Genomic DNA, 14,173 nt, shown 5'->3' with positions numbered 1-14,173 from the left:
TACGCGCTGCTGACAACCTGCCCGCGACGTCGACCCGGCCGAGATCCTGATCCGCTACAAAGGCCAGGAGGTTGTGGAACGCCGCTACGGCGCCGTCAAAGGCCCCCTGGCAGTGGCACCGCTGTTCGTGAAGAACAACCGGCGCATCGCTGCCCTGATCACCGTGATCTGCCTGGCACTGCTGATCTTCTGTCTGATCGAACGTCAAGTCCGGCAGGCGATCGCCCCGCACATCACGCTCGACGGCCTCTACGCGGGCAGACCCGCCAAGCCCACCGGGCGGCTGATTTTCGAAGCGCTCGCCCGGCTTCGCCTGATTCCCGCTGTCAACGGGCAACCACCAGGGATTCCGCAACCACCCCCGCTACAAGCCAGGCTCCTGGACCTACTCGGTGTCGACCCCACCCAGCCGAGATGATCAAATAACATCCCACTCGACGATCATCCCGAGTTGATCAATCCTCACGTGCGGAATACCCGGCTAGTGGCCGGTCTCCGTGGGCAGCCCGGCCCCCACCCAGTCCTCGATGCCCTCGCGGTACTTGTACACGCTCGCGTAGCCGAGGTTGAGCAGCTCGGCCCCGACGAGCTCGCTGTTGCGGCACGGCACGTTGGCGCAGTACACCACGACCGTCGCCTCGCGGTCGGGCAGCACCTCGGGGGCGTGGAACCGGGTGAACTCGGCGGCGTTCTCATACGGGAAGCCGGGGATGTTCACCGCAGTCTCGATGTGCTCCTTCTCGTAGTAGGCCACCGGCATGGTGTCCACGACGGTCACCGCGCCGGCGTCGATGGCCGCCTTCAGGTCCTGTCGGGTGATGACGGGAAGCACGGCTGGTGCTCCTTTCGCTGGGATCACACGGGAACGACGGCCTCGGCCGCCGTCAGCACGAGGAAGCCCTGTGCGGGGTCCGGTCGGCGGGCCAGTTCGCCGTGGTACAGGCGGTTGAGGAACTCGACGCGCTGGTGGTAGACGAACACCGAGGCCGGGCGACCGACAATGCCCGGCGTGTCGAGGAAAAGCGGCAGCTCGGCCAGGAAGTACCGCACGGCCAGCAGGCGCTGCCGCTCGGTCGGGGCGGACCCGGGTGGCAGCCGCTTGGCCAGCACCCACTCGGAGCTGGCCATCGTCTGCATGCGGAAGTCTTTGTCCTGCGCGAAAAGGCGGGTCACCTCGTCGTGGATCCGTTGGTACGCCGGGTTCACGGCTAATCGCGCCGCGTCGAGGATGTGTCTGCCGGCGTCTGGCACGCCCAGGTCGGCCAGCGCCCGGCCGATGCGGTTGATCACGAGATTGCCCTGCCGGCGGGCCTTGTGCCGGGCCCGCGCCGGCTCATAGCCCACCGCCTCCAACGTGTGGGCGGCGGCCTCGTCGGGCACGAAGAAGTGGAAGTCGTCGAAGTTGTCGCGGACCCACGCGGCCAGCTGGCCGATGCGCTCGGCGGTGTAGTAGCCGTTGAACGGGCTGACGCCGACGCAGGCGTGCGCGCTGCTGTCCCGCACGCCCGCGCAGTGCGAAGTCAGCGGTTCCTCGGTGAACAAACGGGTTCTCCTGTCACGAGAGAGGGAGGCGGAGGCGGGAATCGAACCCGCGTAGGGGGTTTTGCAAACCCCTGCCTGAGCCACTCGGCCACCCCGCCGGCGTTCCGGCCCGGCGGGGGCGCCGGGCCGGAACGTGGGGTCATCCCTTGGCGAGCTGGTCCTCGATGTACTTGGTCAGAGTGGCCTCGCCACCGTCGGTGTCGAAGCCGATCTGGCGGCTGTCGGCGAGCTCGGCCTTGTTGCGCACCGGGATCAGCGTCGGGATGTACTGGATGCCGTACTTGTCGGCGATGGGGCCGTTCTTGTCCACGTCGACCGAGGCCAGCGTCCACTTGCCGGCGTCGGCCCCCTCCTTGGCCAGCTTCTCGATGACCGGCTTCATCTGCTGACAGGGCCCGCACCAGGTGGCGTTGAAGTCGAAGATGACGAGCTTGTCGGCGGAGGAGTTGATCACCGAGTCGTAGTTGTCCGCGGTGACCTCGACGATGTTCTCCTCGCCCGTGGCGGGCGCGGCGCCGGCCGGGGCCAGGGTGGCGAGCATGGTGCCGGCGGCGACGGCCACCGCGCCGGTGAGCATGGCGATCTTGCGCATGGCGGTTTCTCCCAGTTTATTCGGCGGGGTAAAGGAACTTGTCTTCGGGGATCTTGGCGCTGTGCAACCACGCGGCGAAGAAGTCGTCCAGGTTCTGCTGGGTCGCGGCCTTGGCGTAGAGCTCCCAGTCGTACCAGCCCTGGTTCCACCAGTTCTTGTTGATCTTCACGTAGTTGACCAGCAGCTTGGCGAAGTTGTCCTCGCCGACCCGTTCGCGCAGCGCGTGCACGAACAGCAGGCCCTTGTCGGCGGCGGTGAACTCCTTGCCGGCGCCCGGGTCTTCGAGGTTGGTGGCCCAGAGCTCGGGCCTGTCCCGGTTGGACTCGACGATCTGCCGGTACCGGGCGTCGAGGTCGGCGCCGTGCTTGGCGTCCCACAGCCAGGTGGCGTACTGGGCGAAGCAGTCGGCCATGCAGAAGTCTTTCCACATCTTGATGGTCAATGCGTTGCCCCACCACTGGTACGCCATGGCGTGGATGAGGGTGTTCAGGTCGGCGTCGCCGCCGTAGAACGGCCGGCCCTGCGCGGGCGTGGTGGAGCCGATGGCGCTCGGCAGGAACACGCCGCCGAGGGCGTCCTCCGGGTAGTTCCCGAAGGTGGCCTTGAGGAAATCCATGACCTCGGGCAGCATCGCGGCCAGCTCGTGGTTGCCGCCGGGCGCGAAGGCGTTGACCACCGGCGTCCCGTCGGCCAGCTTCGACTCCTCGAACTGGTACCTGTCGATGCCGATGGCGATCGACTGCGGCGGCGCGCTGGTGGTTTCCTTCCAGTGGAACGTGGTCCTGCCGTCGGCGGTGGTCGACGGCTGCTGGTTGCCGATCGAGACCACCGACCATCCACTCGGGACGGTCGCGGTGAGGTCGAAGGTTGCCCGGGCCATCTGGGTGTCGTTGAGGGGGAACCAGGTCCGCGCCGAGTGCGGCCGGCCCACGGCCACCGCCCCGCCGTCCGGTAGGGCCTGCCAGCCGGTCTTGCCCTGTGGCGTGTCGATCGAGGACGGCGCGCCGGAGTAGGCGACCTCTACGGTCAGCGCCACGCCCTTGTCCAGCGCGGTGGCCGGCACGATCACGAGTTCGTGCTCGTCGGCCCGGGAGAAGGTGGCGTCGGCCCCGTTCACCTTGACCGAGGACACCTGAAGTCCCTGGAGGTCGAGGTTGAACTGCTTGAGCTGTTGGAGGGTCTTGGCCGTGATCACGGCCTTGCCGACGAGCTTCTTGCACGCAGGGTCGTAGCTGATGTCGACCTTGTAGTCGGCCACGGTGTAGCCGCCGTTGCCGTCCTTGGGGTAGTAGGGATCCCGGCCCAGCACCACCCCGTTGGGCTCGACGTGCACCCAGCCGTCGGTGCCGATCTCCGGGTCGTCGGCCGCCCGGGCCGGCGAGGCCGCGACGAAGCCGACGGACGCGGACAGGCAGCAGACGAGCAGGACGTGGACGGGCCTACGACGCATGGGAAAACAACCACCTTCGGTTCTTCCGTCGACCCGGAACTCGACAACAGTTGTTGTCGCGGGGGCTGGGGCGGAGTTGTGGGCTTCCTCGTCCGCGGCGCGTGGTCGTGACCGGCGGGCCAGCAGCAGGTACAGCACGAAGGTGACGAGGATCGAGTTGAGGCTGGGGATCCCGAAGTCCACGGTCAGCCCGACCGCCGCCCCGGCGGCCCATGCGATCAGGCCGCGCGGCTCCCAGTCGGGCGTTTGCGCCGGCAGTTCGCCCTTCGCGCGGGACTCGTCCAGTCCAGGCCGCCAGCGCCGGACGAGGTAGTACTCCGCGACGAACACGCCCGCGACCGGCGGCGTGATGACGCCCAGCACGGTGAGGAACGACGTGAAGTGGTCGAGGATGCCCAGCGCCGACAGCACGGAGCCGGCCAGCCCCAGCCCGAGCGCCGCGCTCACCCGGCGGATCCGCTTGCGGCTCAGGGCATCCACGGCGTTGACCAGGCCGAGGGAGGCGCAGTAGAGGTTGACGTCGTTGACCTTGACGATGGCCGCGACCAGGATCAGCGTGCCGATCACGCCCGAGGACGAGGTCACGATGCCGACGATGTCCGAGGACTTCGCGGCATGGGCCAGGAGAATCCCGATCACCCCGGCCCCGCACTCGCCGAGCGTCACCGCCAGCACGGTCTGCTTGACCACGTCGCCCGGGCTGCGGTTGAACCGGGTGAGGTCCGGCGTCATGATCGCGCCCATGATGAAGCCGCCGGCCACGATCGTCGCGCCCTGGGCGATGGTCATCGCCGGACCCGGGGGAGGGCCCGAGGTCAGTTCGGCCAGCGAGTGCTCGCCGAGGTAGCGCAGGACGCAGTAGCCGGCCAGCAGCACGAACGCCGGCACCGTCACGTACGCGGTCCAGGCCATGGACACGAAGCCGCCGGTGGCGATCAGCGCCACGACCACGCCGCCGGCCAGCGCCCACACCCAGGTCGGCGGGCCGCCGGCAATGCTGTGCAGGCCCTCGGCGAACGCCCCCGACTGCACGCCGAACCAGCCGGTGAGGCTGACCGTCAGCAGCAGGCCGACCAGCGCCGATCCCTTGCGGCCGAAGCCGCCCCAACGGCTCAGCATCGACATCGACAGACCTTCGCGGGCGCCGGCCATGCCCAGCAGCACCGTGACCACCTCCAGCATGGCCACGCCGAGCGCCATCGCCAGCACCGCGTCCCAGAACGTCATTCCGAATCCGAGCGCAGACCCGATCAAGAACTGCGAAAAGGAGGAGATCTGCCCCAGTCGCTGCACCGCGACCCCGAACCAGGAACGCCGGGCGTGATCGGGCATGCGGCTGATCGAGTAGTCGTCGGTTCCCGGAATGATCCGGTCCTGTGTGGTCATTAGTCGTGTCCGGGGAAAAGGTGACCCCGCTTCTCGTTTCGCGGATCACGGGACATGACGCCTCACTCCGGATCGACGCTCCCGCTTCGCCGCGGGGGTCCGCCTGCTGCGGATCCAGCACCGATGATGTGCGCGCCGCGCTGCCCGCGGGTACTGCCGGATGGGCATGTCGCCGGGTTATAGCCACAGATCCGGCCACCATGAGCCGACCTCACGTGCAGAATACGACCGCAGTATTACCCTGCGGCCGACGAAAGTAGGTAACCGGACAGAGGCATCGGAAGTACCGTTTCGGAATGGAGCTCGGCGTCAGGCACCTGAGGGTTCTTCGTGCGATCGAAACGGCCGGCAGTCTGACCAGGGCCGCCGCCGAACTGAGACTGCCTCAGGCCGCCCTCAGCCACCAGCTCCGAAGAATTGAATCGACGGTCGGCGGCGCGATTTTCGCGCGTGACCACCTGGGCGTGCGGGCCACGCCGCTCGGTCAGGCGCTGCTGGTCCGGGCCCGTGCGGTCGTCACGGCCTTCGACGAGCTGGACCGGGAGTTCCACCGGGGGCCGGCGCGGGTCGGGCAGCCGTTCCGCATCGACTGGCAGAGCGCCGACCTGCTGGGCGTGTTGGCCGATGCCCTGCGGGACGTCACGCCGGGCAAGCAGCTCACCGGCCGCGCCGACCCGTGGCAGGCCCGGTTGATCACCAAGCTGGTCGAGGACGACGTCGACGCCGTCCTGCTGTGCGATCTGGCCACGGACATTCCGCCACGGGACGGCGTCGCCACCGCCGCGCTGATCACCGAGCCCGTGTTCGTGGCCGTCCGCGACACGCACCCGTTCGCCGACGCCGACGAGATCCGGCTTGCTGACCTGGCCGGCGAGCCGTGGATCCTGCCGGCCGGCCTGGACTTCCTGGGTTCGCGGCTGCGTGAGCTGTGCGAGCGGGACGGCGCCCCGCTGCGGGTCTGGGTCGACGTCGACGCCGCCGACGTCCGTGAGGACCTCGTCGCCGGCGGTCACGGCGTGTGCCCCTCGCGCCCCGTTCGTCCCGGCCGTCGTGGCATCGCGGTCAGACTCCTGGCCGGGAATCCGTTGGTGTTACGCCACTTCCTGGCCTGGCGCACCAGCGGGGAGTTCGCCGTGCACGCCTCGTCGGTCTGCGCCGCCGTGATCGGCGGGTATCGGCGTCGGGTGGCCGAGGATGACGCTTTCCTTCTCCGTCCTTTGTGGAGTGAGCATGGGCTTTGAGGTTCGGCAGCTGCGACTGGTGGCCGCGATCGGCCGGGAGGGCAACCTGTCCCGGGCCGCCTCCGCCCTCGGCGTCAGCCAGCCCGCCGTCAGCTGCCAGCTCAGCCGGCTGGAGAAGCAGTTGGGCTACCGGCTCTTCGAGCGCCACGACTCCGGCGTCATCGCCACCGCCATGGGCGAGGCCCTGCTCCGCCGCGTCGACTCCGTGCTGCCGCTGATGGACGACCTGCTCTCCGACATCGACCAGCGCGCCATGATCAACGCTGGGCCGTCCGTGCTCCGCGTCGGCGCCGTGTGCAGCGCCATCGCCGGCCGCATCGGCGGTCTCGTCGCCGGGGCCGTGCAGGGCGGCACCGTCTCCGTGCAGATCGACGACTGCGTCCTGCGCCTGATCGACATGGTCGGCGACCGCCGCCTCGACCTCGCCGCCATCAAGGAGTACCCCGGCTACGAGCACCCGCTGCCGCCCGACGTGCGGGTAACCGCTTTCATGGCCGATCCCACCGCCGTGCTCCTGCCCGAGCACCATCCGCTGGCTGACCGCTCCCTCGTGGAGCTGGCCGATCTCCGCGACGAGTCGTGGGTGCTGCATCCTGTCGACTCCTCGCGCTTCCACGAGTACCTCTTCGCCAGCTGCGCCGCCCTGGGCTTCCGGCCTTCCGTCAGCCACCATTGCACCAACGAGCAGGCATCCCTCCAGGTCGTCCGCAACGGCGCGATCAGCCTCTCGCAGGCCGGTTCTCCCGCCCTCGCGCCCGGTGTCGTCTGCCGCCTCCTGGCCGGCAATGCCCTCTCCCGCAAGCACGCCCTCGCCTGGCGGGTCGACAGCCCGCTCGCCCCCGCCGCTTCTACCCTCATCTCCGAGCTCCGCAGCGCCTACTGGCACGAGGCCCGTCGCAGCCCCGTGTTCGCCGACTGGGCCCGTGATCCCCAGTCGTGGGAGCTGTCAGAGTCCCGATAGCGCGTACTGCCACTCGGTCGGCCGCTCGTGGCCCTCCAGCTCGCCTCGGCCGCTGGCCCAGAGCAGCGTCGCCCACCGGTCCGTTTCCCTTGGCGCGTCCGGAAAGAACCGGTCCAGCACCTTGCCCGCCAGCTCCGCCGGCGGCTCCCAGGTCTGGCCCAGCCCTTTCGTCACGTCGTCCATGTGCAGCAACGTCTCCGCGACGGTGACGGCCGCAAACCCTTCCGGGGAAAGCACTCCCGTGTCGTAGGCCCGCGCGTCCGGTGATGCGTTCCGCAGCATGGCCACCATCAGGCCCCCGCACGCGTCCACCACTCGCACCAGACCTTCGGGCCCTGCCTTCCGATCCGCGAAGATCACCAGCCCCGGCCCGTCCGGCCGATGCCGCGCCCATGCGAACGGCACCATCTTCTCCGTCGATGGCGTCCCAGGCGCCAGCTGCGCCCCGTGGAAGAAGAAGTTGTCGGCGATGTGTTCCGTGGTCTCCCAGCAGGTCCACTCCAGCGGACCCGCCTTGGCCTCCCAGTTCGCATCCAACGCCGCGCCCAACGTCGCGACGGTGAGGCGAACGGTCTGCTCGAGATCGGCTGCGGTGACGGACATCGGCGGAGGCTAACTCGGCTCGGGCATCCGGGGCGAACGGTTTGTCGGTGGGTTGTGTTTTCCAACTCACTCTGCGAGGCTGGTGTGAGTTGCATCGGGAGACCCAGGAGGTCGGGCGTGGCGAACTTGCCGGCGCGGTTGGTGGAGCACCCGAACGTGAAGGCGGTGCGCGAGAGGCCTGGGGGAGGGCCGGCGCGTGTGATCGACGCGGAGTGGCTCCGGAAGCTGTGTCTGGACGCCGGCGTGGACGATGTGGGCTTTGTGCCTATCGACCACGAGGACCTGGCCAGCGAGGTCGAGCACGCCGAGCATGCGCTGCCGGGGACGAAGAGCTTCATCAGCCTGGTGGCGAGGATGAACCGCGACAACGTCCGGTCACCGGCCCGAAGCGTGGCCAACCAGGAGTTCCACCGCACGGGCGAGCTGTTGAACGAGGCGGCGCACGCCATCGTGCGGGCGCTGGAGGACGCCGGGTATCGGGCGATCAACCCGTCGGCGACGTTCCCCATGGAGATGGGCAAGTACCCGGGGCGGATCTGGGTGGTCGCCCACAAACCGATCGCCGTGGCCGCCGGCCTGGGGGCGATGGGCATCCACCGCAACGTGATCCACCCCAGGTACGGCAACTTCGTGCTGCTGGGCACCATCCTGGTGGACGCCGAGATCAGCGAGCACGGGCAGAAGCTGGACTACAACCCCTGCCTGGAGTGCAAGCTGTGCGTCGCCGCCTGCCCGGTTGGCGCCATCAGCAAGGACGGCGTGCTGGACTGGCGGGCCTGCTCCACCCACAACTACCGGGAGTTCATGGGCGGCTTCACCGAATGGGTGGAGACCATCGCCGACAGCAAGGACGGCGAGGAGTTCCGGGACCGGGTCTCGGACTCCGAGAACGCCTCCATGTGGCAGAGCCTGTCCTTCAAGCCCAACTACAAGGCCGCCTACTGCCTCGCCGTCTGCCCGGCCGGCGAGGACGTCCTCGAACCCTACCTCGACGACCGCAAGGCCTTCATGAACCTGGTGCTGAAACCGTTGCAGGACAAGGTCGAACCCATCTACGTCCTGCCCGGCTCCGAGGCCAAGGCGCACGTGGAGAAGCGGTTCCCGCACAAGCAGACGATCGAGGTCACCGGCGGCCAGCGACGACCCCGGAAGTCCGACTAGGTCAGGCGATGCCGGCGTCGATGAGCTGACGCCAGATGTCGGCCTGGTCGGCGACCTCCACCTCCAGCTTCTCGGCCTTGGTCAGCTTGCTGGCGCCGACGTCGGCGCCGGTGATGAGCAGGTCGGTGTTGGCGGAGACGGAGGAGGCGATGGTGGCGCCGGCCTTCTCGCACAGGCGTTGGAAGGCGGGGCGGGGGACCTTCTCGCCGGAGCGGGGGTCGGCGATGGAGCCGGTGACGACGACGGTCTTGCCGGCCAGGGGAGCGCCGGCGGCGACAACGGGCGGCAGGTCCTCGGTGCGCACGTCGAGGGTGACGCCGAGGGAACGCAGGCGGTCGATCTCGGGGCGCAGGCGGGTGAGGTGGGCGGACAGGGAGGCGGCGACCCGGGGACCGATGTCGTCGACGGCGGTGAGCTCCTCCTCGGCGGCGTCGGCGACGGCCTCAAGGGAGGGGAAGCCGGCGCGGCAGAGGCGGGAGGCGGTGCCCTCGGAGGCCATGGGGATCGCCAGGCCGATGAGGGCGCGGCGGAGGCCGACGCCGCGGCTGGCGGCGATGGACTCGATCATGCGGGCGGCGGAGACCTCGCCGATGCGGTCGAACTCCAGCAGCCGTTCCTTGGTGAGGGTGTAGAAGTCGGAGGGGTTCTCCAGGTCGCCGGACTCGGCCAGGCGCTCGATCCACACCGGACCGACGGCCTCGATGTCGGCGGCGGCGCGGGAAGCCCAGTGGATGAGCCGGCGGGTGGTCTGCGCTGGACAGGAAGCGTTGGTGCAGAACAGTTCCCGGCTGTTGCCCTGCTCGGTCAGCGGCTCGTCGCACGAGGGGCAGCGGGTCGGGGGAACGATCTCCTGCTCGTCGCCGGTGCGCTTGGACTCGTCCAGCACGCCGGCGACGAAGGGGATCACGTCGCCGGCCCGGCGGACCAGGACGGTGTCGCCGATGCGGATGCCCCGGGCCTTGATGACCTCCTGGTTGGCCAGGGTGGCGCGGGTGACGGTGGTGCCGCCGACGAACACGGGCTCCAGGTGGGCCACGGGGGCGATCTTGCCGGTCTTGCCGACGTCCCACACGACATCGGCCAGCACGGTGGTCTTCTCCTCGGCCGCGAACTTGTAGGCCAGGGCCCCGCGCGGGGAGTTGGACCGGGTGCCGGCGGCGCCGTAGGCGTCGCGGTTGGCCAGCCGCAGCACGGCGCCGTCGAGGTCGTAGTCACGGGTGTTGCGGCTCTGCTCGATCCCGGCGATCACGGCCTGCGCCTGCTCGGCGTCGGCGCACAACCGCATGTCGGCGGCGGCGAGCCCGAGCGCCGACAACGCCTGTTCGAGGTCGGCCGAAGCGCCGTCAGCAGACGTGTAGAGGTCGAAGGCGAACAGCTGTAGCCGCCGCTCGGCCACGGTCGCCGGGTCCTTGGCCCGGAGCGTGCCGGCGGCCGCCCCGCGGGGGTTGATCAGCGGCTTGTCCGGGTGCGCGGCGTTGTAGGCGGCGAAGGTGGAGCGCAGCATCACGGCCTCTCCCCGCACCTCGACCCGCCCCGGCGCGTCGATACGCTCGGGCACGCCGTCGACCAGGGCACGGACCAGGAACGTCACGTCGTCGCCGGTGGTGCCGTCGCCGCGGGTGACCGCCCGCACCAGCCGGCCGTCCTCGTAGATCACGGCCAGCGACAGGCCGTCCAGCTTGGGCATGACGGCCATCGGCTGGCCGGGGAAGCGGTCGAAGAACGCCGCCACCTGCTCGGGGCGGGTGGCCTTCTCCAGGGACAGCATCGGCCGCGAGTGCCGGACCGGGGCGTGCAGCACCGACGGCCCGCCGACCTGCTCCAGCGGGTTCGGGTCGGGCGCCAGCTCCGGGTTGGCGGCGATCAGGCCCCGCAGCTCGTCCTCGATGGCGTCGTACTCGGCGTCGGCCACCTGCGGCGAGCCGCTGTAGTAGGCGTCGCGCAGCGCCACGACCTGGTCGGCGAGTTCCTGGATGCGTTCCCCGGGGTTCACGGCGCAGACGCTACCGCCAACCCCCGACAAAACGCCGCGCCCGGGCGAGCACGGACGGGTCGACGATCGCATGTCGCGTATTCGACACGAGTGTGCCGTCAAATGTCGCAAGTTCGGCGCTCAAGGCCGCCAAATATGGCACACCCTGCATTTGAGGCCTTAGAACAGTGTCACCAAGTGGAACGACGGGAGCGGGCGATGAGCGACCACGGGGCGGACCTGGTGATCAAGGCGGGCGCGGTGCACACGCTGGCGCCGGGACGGCCGCCGCAGCGGGCGGTGGCGATCAGGAACGACCGGATCGCGGCGGTGTCGGCCGACCCGGACGGCCTGGATGCCTTGGTGACAAAGCGAACCGAGGTCCTGGACCGGCCCGACGCCACGGTGCTGCCGGCGTTCGACGACACGCAAACCCACCTGATCTTCGCGGGCATGAGCGCCCATGACGTGCCGGTGCACGAGGCCCGCGACGTCCCGGAGTTCCTGGCCCTCATCCGTCGGCGCGCGGCGACAACGCCCGAGGGGCAATGGATCCGCACGACGACGAACTGGCAGGAGTTCAACCTGGCGGAGCGGCGCATGCCGACGGCCAGGGAGCTCGACGAGGCCACGAGCCGTCACCCGGTGCTGGTGAAAAGGGGCGGCCACAACGATGTCGTCAACACGTACGCGCTGAGGCTGGCCGGCATCACCGAGGACACGCCGGTCCCACACGGCGGCGTGATCGGCCGTGACGACGAGGGCCGGCTCACCGGGCGGCTGATCGACAGCGCCATGGGACTCGTGGAACGGTTGGTGCCCAAGGAAGACCGGGACCAGCGCATCGACGGCCTGCGTCGAGCCAGCGCCGCCTACGCGGCGACCGGAATCGGCACCGTCAGGGACTGCGCGGTCTCCCTCGACGACTACGCAATCCTCCAGGCCGCCCACCATCGGCAGGCCCTGAGCACCCGGGTCCGCGCCCTGATCGGGGCCTTCGGCTGTAGCAATACGGCCGAGGTGGAGCATCTCCTCGACGGCATGGAGGAGCACCGCTACAACGCCGACCCGTGGCTCCAGGTCTGGGGCGTGAAGTTCGGGCTCGACGGCGGCCTCGAAGCCGGCGCGACCGAGGAGCCCTATGCCTGCGACCACGCGTTCTCCGGCACGCTGATCTGGGAGCCCGAGGCGTTGACCGAAGCCGTCGAGGCGGTTGTCCGCCGCGGCTGGAAGGTCGGCACGCACGCCTACGGCGACCGGGCCGTGCGTGTCCTGCTCGATGTCTACGAACGCGTGCTGGCCAACAATCCCGGGCTCCCCGACGGCACCCTCGTCATGGAGCACGGCGGCCTGGCCGGCCCCGCCCAGCGGGCTCGCGCCGCCAAGCTCGGCGTTCCCGTCACCATCCAACAGCCGCTGCTGCACGACACGGCCGAGGTCGAACGCGAGTACTGGGGCCCGGAACGGGTTGCCGCCCTGTTCCCGGCGCGGGGCTGGCTCGACCAGGGCGTCCTGATCGCCGCCGGCTCGGACTTCCCGGTCGGGCAGTTCGGGGCCATGCGGTCGGTCTGGGGCATGACCACCCGCCAGACGGTGATCGGCGTGCAGGGCCCGGAACACGCCATCACCTACGACGAAGCCGTTGCCCTGCACACGACTCAGGCGGCCCGGTTGGTCGGCGAGGACCACCTGCGCGGCATGATCACCGCGGGCCGCCTCGCCGACCTGACCGTGTGGGAACGCAATCCCGCCGACTGTGCGAACCTAGCCGACCTCAACCCCGTCCACACGATTGTCGGCGGCCGGTTTGCGGGCTAGGAACCGCAGTGTGCCGTCGTCGATCCGGCCGTGGCGCAGCCGCACCACGTCGTTGGCGTAGCTCATGCCCAGCTGCCACGGCCGGCGCGACCCGGCCCGCGGGAACTCGTGCATGGAGCGTTGCACGTAGCCGGCGGCGAAGTCCATCAGCGGCCGCTCGGTCACCTTCGGGCCGTCCTGGACCGGCATGCACTGGCTGAAGCCATGGGAGTCCATGTGCCGCAACAGCCTCACCGTGTACTCGGAGACCAGGTCGGCCTTCAACGTCCAGGATGCGTTGGTGTAGCCGATGGTGAACACGAAGTTCGGCAGGCCGCTGAGCATCATCCCCTTGTACGCCAAGGTCTCCGGCAGCTTGATCTCGTGGCCGTCCACGGTCAGCCGGATGCCGCCGAAGGCCAGCAGCCGCAGCCCGGTCGCCGTCACGACGATGTCCGCGGGCAGTTCGGCACCGGACTTCAGGCGGATGCCGTCGGCGGAGAAGCCGGCGATCTCGTCGGTCACCACGGAGGCGTCGCCGCGCCGGATCGCCTTGAACAGGTCACCGTCGGGCACCAGGCACAGCCGCTGGTCCCAGGGGTCGTAGCGGGGCTTGAAGTGGGTGTCCACGTCATACCCGGCCGGCAGCAGCTTCACCGTGTTGTCGCGGATGAACGACCGGATCATGCCCGGCCGGCTACGGCTCAGCTTGTAGATCAGCGTGCTCATGGCGACGTTCTTCCACCGCGTCACCTTGTAGCCCAGGCTGTCGCCCAGCAGCCGGCGCAGCCGGTTGGCCAGCTTGTCCTCGCCGGGCCGGGCGAGGATGTACGTGGGGGAGCGCTGCAACATCGTCACGTGCGACGCCTTGTCGGTCATGGCCGGCACCAGTGTGACCGCCGTGGCCCCGCTGCCGATCACCACGACCTTCTTGTCGGCGTAGTCCAGGTCCTCGGGCCACGCCTGCGGGTGGATCACCGGCCCTCCGAACCGCTCGATCTCCGGGAAGTCCGGCGTGTAGCCGCCGTCGTAGTGGTAGTAGCCGGTGCACAGGTACAGGAACCGGGCCGTCATCCGCACGGTCTCGTCGCCGTGCGAGACCTCGACCGTCCACAGTGAATCCGCAGTGGACCACGACGCCGAGATCACGCGATGTCCGTACCGGATATGGCGATCGATGCCGGCCGAGGAAGCCGTGTCCCGGATGTAGTCCAGAATGGACGGACCGTCGGCGATGGCCTTGGCCTGTGTCCACGGCCGGAACCGGTAGCCCAGTGTCTGCATGTCCGAGTCGGACCGCACACCCGGGTAGCGGAACAGGTCCCAGGTGCCGCCGCTGGCCTCCCGCGCCTCCAGGATCGCGTAGGTGCGCCAGGGGAAGGCGGCATGGATGTGGTGGGCCGCGCCGATGCCGGACAGGCCGGCCCCGACTATCAGCACATCGACGTGGTCTGACACGCGGGGCTCC

12 protein-coding genes and 1 tRNA gene are annotated in these 14,173 nt (G+C 69.5%); 5 read left to right on the top strand and 8 right to left on the bottom strand.

The window, feature by feature from the left end; all coding sequences use genetic code 11:
• Positions 1 to 73 precede the first annotated feature (73 nt).
• Entirely contained in the window at positions 74 to 418 is a 345-nt protein-coding gene (locus tag KUTG_RS04395) for a hypothetical protein (protein ID WP_043715079.1), read from the top strand.
• Positions 419 to 481: 63 nt separating this feature from the next.
• Here the strand turns inward: KUTG_RS04395 and KUTG_RS04390 are convergent, their stop codons facing one another.
• From KUTG_RS04390 to KUTG_RS55250, 5 genes are all read right to left on the bottom strand, one after another.
• Positions 482 to 832, bottom strand: a complete 351-nt coding sequence (locus tag KUTG_RS04390) for a rhodanese-like domain-containing protein (protein ID WP_043715077.1) — start codon at positions 830 to 832, stop codon at positions 482 to 484.
• Between the two features lie 23 nt (positions 833 to 855).
• Positions 856 to 1,542 (bottom strand): tRNA-dependent cyclodipeptide synthase, encoded by a 687-nt coding sequence (locus KUTG_RS04385; RefSeq protein WP_043715075.1) that lies wholly within the window; start codon positions 1,540 to 1,542, stop codon positions 856 to 858.
• Positions 1,543 to 1,568: 26 nt separating this feature from the next.
• Positions 1,569 to 1,640 (bottom strand) — tRNA-Cys (locus KUTG_RS04380).
• A 41-nt stretch (positions 1,641 to 1,681) separates the two neighbouring features.
• Entirely contained in the window at positions 1,682 to 2,134 is a 453-nt protein-coding gene (locus KUTG_RS04375) for a thioredoxin family protein (RefSeq protein WP_043715072.1), read from the bottom strand.
• Positions 2,135 to 2,150: 16 nt separating this feature from the next.
• Positions 2,151 to 4,970 carry a cytosine permease gene (locus KUTG_RS55250; RefSeq protein ID WP_063753480.1) on the bottom strand — a complete coding sequence of 940 codons (2,820 nt, stop codon included), beginning with the start codon at positions 4,968 to 4,970 and terminating at the stop codon, positions 2,151 to 2,153.
• A 296-nt stretch (positions 4,971 to 5,266) separates the two neighbouring features.
• Between KUTG_RS55250 and KUTG_RS04365 the strand changes: the two genes are divergently transcribed.
• Both KUTG_RS04365 and KUTG_RS04360 read left to right on the top strand, forming a co-directional pair.
• Entirely contained in the window at positions 5,267 to 6,211 is a 945-nt protein-coding gene (locus KUTG_RS04365; RefSeq protein ID WP_052393928.1) for a LysR family transcriptional regulator, read from the top strand.
• Positions 6,201 to 7,172 carry a LysR family transcriptional regulator gene (locus KUTG_RS04360; RefSeq protein ID WP_052393926.1) on the top strand — a complete coding sequence of 324 codons (972 nt, stop codon included), beginning with the start codon at positions 6,201 to 6,203 and terminating at the stop codon, positions 7,170 to 7,172. Before KUTG_RS04365 ends, KUTG_RS04360 begins: the two co-directional genes overlap by 11 nt.
• On the opposite strand, the gene KUTG_RS63165 is transcribed toward KUTG_RS04360, so the two are convergent.
• Positions 7,158 to 7,775, bottom strand: coding sequence for a DinB family protein (locus KUTG_RS63165; RefSeq protein WP_043715068.1), 618 nt, complete (start codon positions 7,773 to 7,775; stop codon positions 7,158 to 7,160). The two genes, KUTG_RS04360 and KUTG_RS63165, sit on opposite strands and share 15 nt — an antisense overlap.
• 117 nt (positions 7,776 to 7,892) lie before the next feature.
• On the opposite strand from KUTG_RS63165, the gene KUTG_RS04350 reads away from it, so the two are divergent.
• The gene (locus KUTG_RS04350) at positions 7,893 to 8,936 is read left to right on the top strand and encodes an epoxyqueuosine reductase (RefSeq protein ID WP_084578888.1); all 1,044 of its coding nucleotides are present in this window, start codon (positions 7,893 to 7,895) and stop codon (positions 8,934 to 8,936) included.
• Between the two features lies 1 nt (position 8,937).
• Here KUTG_RS04350 and ligA read toward each other — a convergent pair whose 3' ends face one another.
• Positions 8,938 to 10,929 carry an NAD-dependent DNA ligase LigA gene (ligA, locus tag KUTG_RS04345; protein ID WP_043715065.1) on the bottom strand — a complete coding sequence of 664 codons (1,992 nt, stop codon included), beginning with the start codon at positions 10,927 to 10,929 and terminating at the stop codon, positions 8,938 to 8,940.
• A gap of 198 nt (positions 10,930 to 11,127) precedes the next feature.
• Between ligA and KUTG_RS04340 the strand changes: the two genes are divergently transcribed.
• Positions 11,128 to 12,726, top strand: coding sequence for an amidohydrolase (locus KUTG_RS04340; protein WP_043715063.1), 1,599 nt, complete (start codon positions 11,128 to 11,130; stop codon positions 12,724 to 12,726).
• Here KUTG_RS04340 and KUTG_RS04335 read toward each other — a convergent pair.
• Positions 12,673 to 14,163, bottom strand: a complete 1,491-nt coding sequence (locus tag KUTG_RS04335) for a flavin-containing monooxygenase (protein WP_043715060.1) — start codon at positions 14,161 to 14,163, stop codon at positions 12,673 to 12,675. The two genes, KUTG_RS04340 and KUTG_RS04335, sit on opposite strands and share 54 nt — an antisense overlap.
• Positions 14,164 to 14,173: the final 10 nt, after the last annotated feature.

Source organism: Kutzneria sp. 744 (assembly GCF_000568255.1).
Lineage (GTDB): Bacteria > Actinomycetota > Actinomycetes > Mycobacteriales > Pseudonocardiaceae > Kutzneria.
The sequence above is the reverse complement of the archived record's forward strand: the minus strand, read 5'-3'. Positions and strand labels throughout refer to the sequence as shown.

Bases quoted from the DNA above. Each gene is read 5' to 3' on its own strand.
- KUTG_RS04360 (WP_052393926.1), top strand. From the start codon at position 6,201: ATGGGCTTTGAGGTTCGGCAGCTGCGACTGGTGGCCGCGATCGGCCGG.
- KUTG_RS63165 (WP_043715068.1), bottom strand. From the start codon at position 7,775: ATGTCCGTCACCGCAGCCGATCTCGAGCAGACCGTTCGCCTCACCGTC.
- KUTG_RS04340 (WP_043715063.1), top strand. From the start codon at position 11,128: ATGAGCGACCACGGGGCGGACCTGGTGATCAAGGCGGGCGCGGTGCAC.
- KUTG_RS04375 (WP_043715072.1), bottom strand. From the start codon at position 2,134: ATGCGCAAGATCGCCATGCTCACCGGCGCGGTGGCCGTCGCCGCCGGC.
- KUTG_RS55250 (WP_063753480.1), bottom strand. From the start codon at position 4,970: ATGACCACACAGGACCGGATCATTCCGGGAACCGACGACTACTCGATC.
- KUTG_RS04365 (WP_052393928.1), top strand. From the start codon at position 5,267: ATGGAGCTCGGCGTCAGGCACCTGAGGGTTCTTCGTGCGATCGAAACG.